At 66.7% G+C, this 6,225-nt stretch carries 6 protein-coding genes; 2 read left to right on the plus strand and 4 right to left on the minus strand.

Annotated elements, in window-relative coordinates; translation table 11 throughout:
• Positions 1-3: 3 nt before the first annotated feature.
• Together ACWFRU_RS41115 and ACWFRU_RS41120 are read left to right on the plus strand one after the other, a co-directional pair.
• The gene (locus ACWFRU_RS41115) at positions 4-402 is read left to right on the plus strand and encodes a hypothetical protein (protein ID WP_453693798.1); all 399 of its coding nucleotides are present in this window, start codon (positions 4-6) and stop codon (positions 400-402) included.
• Positions 403-801: 399 nt separating this feature from the next.
• Positions 802-1,302 (plus strand): hypothetical protein, encoded by a 501-nt coding sequence (locus ACWFRU_RS41120; RefSeq protein WP_453693800.1) that lies wholly within the window; start codon positions 802-804, stop codon positions 1,300-1,302.
• A gap of 455 nt (positions 1,303-1,757) precedes the next feature.
• On the opposite strand, the gene ACWFRU_RS41125 is transcribed toward ACWFRU_RS41120, so the two are convergent.
• The 4 genes from ACWFRU_RS41125 to ACWFRU_RS41140 all read right to left on the minus strand — a co-directional run bounded on the left by ACWFRU_RS41125 (position 1,758) and on the right by ACWFRU_RS41140 (position 5,850).
• On the minus strand, positions 1,758-2,216 hold the full coding sequence (locus ACWFRU_RS41125) for a hypothetical protein (protein ID WP_453693802.1): 459 nt from the start codon (positions 2,214-2,216) through the stop codon (positions 1,758-1,760).
• Between the two features lie 649 nt (positions 2,217-2,865).
• Positions 2,866-3,540: a hypothetical protein gene (locus ACWFRU_RS41130; RefSeq protein WP_453693804.1), complete on the minus strand. Its 675-nt coding sequence runs from the start codon at positions 3,538-3,540 to the stop codon at positions 2,866-2,868.
• Positions 3,541-3,919: 379 nt separating this feature from the next.
• Positions 3,920-5,056, minus strand: a complete 1,137-nt coding sequence (locus ACWFRU_RS41135) for a hypothetical protein (protein ID WP_453693806.1) — start codon at positions 5,054-5,056, stop codon at positions 3,920-3,922.
• Entirely contained in the window at positions 5,053-5,850 is a 798-nt protein-coding gene (locus ACWFRU_RS41140; protein WP_453693808.1) for a pentapeptide repeat-containing protein, read from the minus strand. The genes ACWFRU_RS41135 and ACWFRU_RS41140 overlap by 4 nt, the downstream gene beginning before the upstream one ends.
• Between the last annotated feature and the right edge of the window lie 375 nt (positions 5,851-6,225).

A 6,225-nucleotide genomic window follows, 5' to 3' on the forward strand; every position in this document is an offset into this window, starting at 1 on the left:
ACCATGGAGTTCCTTCCCCCCGCCCCCCCATGGGCCGCGGCAAGGCCCAGCCTGCTCGACGACGAGAACGCGAAGCTGGTCCACGCCGTTGCCCTCGAGCTCCAGGGTCGAGGCTACGAAACGCTTCACGAGCTGCCCGACGCAGCAGGCGATCTGCCTCCCCAAGTCGTGGCCGGCGGACCAGGAGGCCTGGTGCTGAACTTCCGTATGAACTGCGAGCAAGAAGGCATGAAGATCGCCAGCTGGGAACTGCTCGTCGGCAGACCCGGTCGCCTCGGCTGGAGGGACGAACGCAGGGCCTCACTCAACGCCGGCGCCGCTAACCGCGAGGCTCGAAACGTGGTCTCCCAAGGCCTTTATGCGCTGGGTTTAGCCGCGTGTCGATCGCGCTACTCATACTGATGAGTCAGCCCAGCCCTACCAGGCTCCCGCTTCCGTTGTACTCAGCGAATCCGCAAGGCATGAAAGTGCCTGACGAAGGGGCACACCAATGCGCCTCCTCCTGATTGGGCCGCTCGGAGCGGCACACAAGCAGTGCGCCTCGCCGCGCATATGGTGCCGTTTGTGGTGTGACAGCCGGTCCGCCGCCGGTGGGGCCGGAGGGGTTAGCGGTCGGCGTCGACCGTCACTTGGCGCCAGGACCCACGCGGTAGGCAACACCTTGCCTCGACCCGGCACCAACCTCGAGTTATCTCTCCGGAGTGCGTCAGAGAGTCAAGGCAAACAAACAATGCTGGGCATCAAGAGACGATTCCTTTACAGAGCCGACGCCCTCGGGCCCGGCCGCCTACGGGGGGGCGCATGACCACACCTGAGTACGAGCTTTGGAACGACCTTGTTGTCCGCTGCCCGGACGACGTCCGCATGACCTCTGGTCGACGGGTCCCGCTTACCTGGCAGATGGAGAAGCGCGTCGGGCACGTCGAGCGGCTGATGAACAGCACTCTGCCTGCGGACTTCCCGGACCCGGTTGAGCGTGGAGGTGTGGGCGACGTGTTGGCCGTGCTCGCCTTGTCGGAGTCGATCCGGCGCGACCTCGCTGCCCGCCGCGCGGGCGACATCCGTGAGGCCGTCCTGCTCGGGGCCACCTGGTCCGAGGTCGCAGCCGCGATCGACACCACACCGGACGAGGCCCGCGCCATCCTGCGCGACTGGACGGAGCGTCAGCACAGCCTCTACCAGGACGATACCGAGCCGGGCACGACCCAGCGGCTAGTCGTCGAGGAGGAACGCCACGCCGCGGTGCTCGCCCTGATCAACCTGGCAGACGATCAGCGGGCAGACATCGGCATGCACGACTGACTGGGCGTTTAATGCTGTTTCATGGCAACTCGCGGTTTGGCGGCTTGGCCGCATTGTGGCTGGAGCAGCATCAGCCGCTCCAGGTCGTCCCGCCCGACCCGGACCGTGTCGCTCTCGCGTCGTACGTGCCGTCCGGGGTGATCTTCTTGGGCACCACACTTCCCCTCGTCCACGCACGCTGGTGGGTGAGTGTGCCGCGAACGTGCGGTCCGCGAGGGCGTATCCAACCAGTTGCCGCCGAGATGGCGACGCGTAACCGCTCGCCACCACCAGGGGGCGACAACATCTGCACCGCAGATACGCGCCGTCACGCTGTGAGGTCTGACAGCCTCAGAGCCTGTTTCCCCAGGTAGACGCGTTGACCATAAGGTTGAGGGGCTATGAGGCGGGTTCGCGCCCGCACTTCCGTACGCGCCCCGGCCGCGGTCCGCCGGTGCGCAGGACGATGGTGAGCTTCAACCGGTAACGGCGGCCGGCCGCAGCAGTCCCTTGCAGTACTGGCTGCGGGCCAGATACTCGATCTCGGGACGCATCTGCGCCCTATGGACGTCACTACGCCGCGATTCGTCCTCGACCGCGCCTTCGAGGGTTCCGTCCCTGGCGACTGAGCGGAAGACGGCAAGGCACTGGTGGTTGTAGGCCAGGCAATACCGGCCTGTCCGCATGTCCTGCACCGCCAGGAGGCCCTGATTGTCGAACCACTCCACGTACGACGGCACCGCGAGACGCTGGCCCGGCCTCGGCCCGGCCAAGTGGTTGACCTGATGCGTCGGATTCACGATGTGCCACTGCAGCAACAGGTCGACTGCTTCTTCGTGAAGATCCTCATCGATCGCCTGTGTCCACGTGCAGTTATGACACCCGATGGTGCCCGGGTTTCCGGGGGTGCAGAACGTCCTGTGCTCCTCAGCCATGGCCCGGACGCTAGTACTGGGTGGTCCGGCTCGGTCGGCAGACAGTCCAGTTTCACTGTCACGAGACATCAGCACTGTCCTGTAGCTCACCAGCCCCGGCTGCTCCGATGTGGCACACAGCCTGTCTGCCCAGGCGCGGTGCGAGGCGTCAGGCGTGGGCCTGCGGATACGGGATGCCGCTGCTCCTGGTCGTGTTTCTTGCCGTAGTGCAGCAGCGGGCTGCTGCTCGATGGCTATCAGGGACGGGGGCGTGGTCGTCGGTGGAAGCATGATCGCGTTGCAGGTGCAGCGCAGCATTTGCATGGGCCACGCGGCACACGGGCACTCCACGGCCACCGGCGCACCTCGCGAGAAGTCCCGGTGACCGTCGACGGCGCCGCGTCGAGCAGCACGGACCCGTCGACCTGGTCGCGCTACGCAACGCCGCGAAGTCCTCGGCAGGTGCCGGGCCCGGGTTCGTCCTCGACGGTGGGCACGGTCGCAGGTTGGGCGCAGGGCGTACTCGACGCGGCGGGCGACACATGGGTCGAAGTCTCGGCCTCCGGCGACGGCCTGCACTTGTGGGGGCACGGTTCGCTACCGCAGGGCAGACGCATCACAGTCGGCGGTGGCTCGGTCGAGCTGTACGGCAGCGGGCGGTACATCGCGGTCACAGGGCGGGCGTTCGGGGCGCCCGCTGACCGTCTGCGCGACCTGCAGGCCCTGGTCGACGAGCTGCTGCGGTGCCAACTTCCGCATCCTGTGCCAGGTAGATTTCCCTGATTCGCTCGGCCACATCACGGCGCGCCTCTTTCAGCGCAGCGACCATCTCGGGCAATGCCCGCTCACCATCGTCAGCCCCCCCTTCGCTGAAGATTACGCCCATTTGGTCGTATTCGTCGTAAGCGCTGTACGCGCTGGAACGCAGGCGGTCGGGTATCACGAGCGACGCAAGCCGACTCACGCTCTCGGCGTGCCCATCGGCAGCCCGCTCCAACTCTTGTGCGCGGTCCTTGATCTCCCGCGTCTGGCGTTCAAGTTCGTCATCCCGTGCGCCCGATTGCTGTGCCTGCCGGGCGCAGCAACCGTGCCAGCGAATCCATTGAGTGATGCTCGCCTCCGCGGCCACGAGCAGATCCGAGATCGCGGCGTGTAGTTGCTGCAGATGGTCAAGTTCGAAGGTGTCTCGCCGATCTGCAAGCATCCGTTGCCGATCAGCCTCGCGGGCCGAACGTTCCCTACGCGCTTGCGCCCTGTTGTTGAGCACTACGCCGCCGAAAATCACGCTCTGCCCGAGCAGGAATGACCCGACGGTCCAGAGTCCCGAAGCCCCCGAAAAATCCACGCTCGCACCCTAGTTGGCGCCCCGTGCTCACTGTGGGCAGATTGGAGGTTCACTCATGGCAGGCAATGGACCGGCGCAGTCGAACCAGCCGAAGTCGAACCAGGCCTGCATGATGTCGACGAAGACAGACCCCTGCGATTCCGGCAGCGGCGGGCGCTGAGAGCTCCCGAACCCACCTGGGCGGGGATCACTTGAAACCCCTGCACAACAAAGGCGGTCGGACGCGCGCCCGACGCTCGTGGGGTCCTCTCCCTGCACTCAATCACCTATCCACCCGTCGGCGGTGAACCAGATGAAGGCACTACTGCGACACCTGCCATCTCCCTGCTCCAGGCAGATACCGCTGGCGACATCGGTAAGCTCGCAGGTCAGCGCAACGTCAAGGTGCGCCTTGTGATGCGAAATGCCGTCTGAGGGCTCTAGCGTGAAACCACCGGTCACCGTGCTCACAGGGCTTCTGCTCGGTCGAGCAGGGCAGGCCGGTCAGCGTTTGACTCGGTTGCGGACGGCTAGGACGGCCAAGCCCAACAGGACGGGTTCGGTCAGGCGTGAGGTCATCTCGATGTAGGTGCCGGCGGTGGTCAGGTCCTGGCCGGAGGAGCGGAAAACCACCGAGTTGAGGGTGACGTTCAGGGCCTTCTCGAAGCGCTCGCCGGTGAAAAGGTTGCCGGTGGGGTTTTTTTGGGTCGTCCTTGTCGATCTCGAAGGTGACCTTGCCCCCGCCGGCCGGGACGGTACCGGTCGCGGTCTGCTTAGGGGTGTCCTGGGCGAGACCGAAAGCCAATAGCAGGACGATGGTGAGGAGCACGGCGGCACCGAGCCAGGCCAGGGCCCGGGAGGCGCGCAGGCCATAGCCGGACAGCGCCCAGTACGCGCTCAGCAGCCCCCGTTCACTGGAGGGGATGTCGTCGGCGTGGCGGCGCATCTCCATCTCCCCGTAATAGAAGTCCGCGGCCCCCGGCTCGTGCTTTGCATCCTCGAAGGCTTTGCGCAGAGCCCGGTACACCGGAGCCAGTTGCAACGGGCCCGACCGCCCGGCGCCGAAGACTGCCACGTTCCAGCCCCGCACTGATCGCGGCTGGCTGGCGCGCCAGTGGTGTTCCTCTGCCAGGACGCGGCGCTCGGTGAACCGCACGGGCGGCCAGCGCCGCCAGCGCACGGCGGGCGGAGTCGTGTCGAAAGTGCAAGCCCCTTCCAGGCGTAGCTGGTCCAGGTGTACGGTGCCGGCGAATAGGCAGCCCGACAGGTCAACGTCGGCCAGGACCAGGTGGGCCGCATCCACTCCGCGCAGCGACGCCAGCCTCACATCCGGACCGGACGCGCTCGCGAGGGCAGTATCCGCCAGCTCGGAGCCGTCGGCGAGCACGAACGGGTCCGGCTCGGCGGCGATCGTGAGGGGGTACTCGAACACCGCGTGAGCGAAACCGACCGTGGCGTAGCGCAGGCGTATCTCGGCCGTGGCCGACCAGCGAGTCCGGCGGCACTCCAGACGGCGTGCGGCGAACGACAGGGTCACCGGGCCACCGAACACTGCACCAGACAGCACAATCCGTCCGGCACACACCAGAGGCCCGAAGCGGTCGGCCTCCACGAAGGTCGCCGATCCGAACCCGGCGTCGCTCTCGAAGATTGCCGCCCCGAACACGGCATCGTCTTGAAGGTCGCCGACTCGAAGTCGGCGTCGCTCTCGAAGGTCGCTGACCTGAACTCGGCGTAGCTCTCGAAGGTCGCTGCCCCGAACACGGCGTCGCCCTCGAAGATCGATGCCCTGAAGTCGGCGTAGCTCTCGAAGGTCGCCACCAGGAACCCGGCGTCGCCCTCGAAGGTCGCCGACCCGAACCTGGCGCCGCCCTCGACGGTCGCTGCTCTGAATGCGGTGTGGTCCTTGAAGGTCGCCGACCCGAACCTGGCGCCGCCCTCGAAGGTCGCCGACCCGAAGTCGGCGCCGCCCTCGAAGGTCGCCGACCCGAAGTCGGCGCCGCCCTCGAAGGTCGCCGACCCGAAGTCGGCGCCGCCCTCGAAGGTCGCCGACTCGAATCCGGCGTCGCCCAGGCGGACGACACCGGTTGCAGGGTCACAGAGAGCGGCGCGTAAGGCGAGGAAGAGCGAATCAGTGAAGGTGGTGCCCCGGTGGTCGATGCTGGTGCCGGGAGTCAGGCCTGCCAGGTAGGCGTCACGGTCAACGTCGGTCAGGTGGGCGAGGCACGCGGTGTGTCCGGGGACGTAGATGCCGCGACAGCCGACGGGGTTGGCAGCAGGGTCGGCACCGTGGGCGCAGTGCGGCCAGGTTGGCGGTTCGGATGTGCTCATGGCGCGGCGGCTCCACGGTCTCGGATTTGCCCGCATGGACGCGTGGGAGACGCGAACGGTTCAGGCTCTACGATGACGGGCCGCGCCGGGGACCGACTCCCGTGATGCGCACGTGCGGTACATGCCTGAACAACCCGTAGATATCTGTCAGGCACAGTGCACTGAGGCGGACTTACCTCACACGCCTCGAACCAGCCTGCGCCCCAGGCACTGAGTGGCTGTTGTTGTTCCGAATCTCAAGGCAGCGTTTTCGCTGGTCAGGCATAGGTCCGGTGATTCGGTGGGAGTGGTGACGTGCCGTGTCGTCGCTCCTCGGGAGGCTGCAGATGCCGTCGGTCGTCGGACTGCTGGAACAGCACGAACTCGCCGCTCGCC

The organism is Streptomyces sp. NPDC055099, from assembly GCF_053607685.1.

What these genes read in the sequence shown, in the direction of transcription:
- ACWFRU_RS41115 (WP_453693798.1), top strand. Translation starts at nt 4, where the DNA reads ATGGAGTTCCTTCCCCCCGCCCCCCCATGGGCCGCGGCAAGGCCCAGC.
- ACWFRU_RS41120 (WP_453693800.1), top strand. Translation starts at nt 802, where the DNA reads ATGACCACACCTGAGTACGAGCTTTGGAACGACCTTGTTGTCCGCTGC.
- ACWFRU_RS41125 (WP_453693802.1), bottom strand. Translation starts at nt 2,216, where the DNA reads ATGGCTGAGGAGCACAGGACGTTCTGCACCCCCGGAAACCCGGGCACC.
- ACWFRU_RS41140 (WP_453693808.1), bottom strand. Translation starts at nt 5,850, where the DNA reads ATGAGCACATCCGAACCGCCAACCTGGCCGCACTGCGCCCACGGTGCC.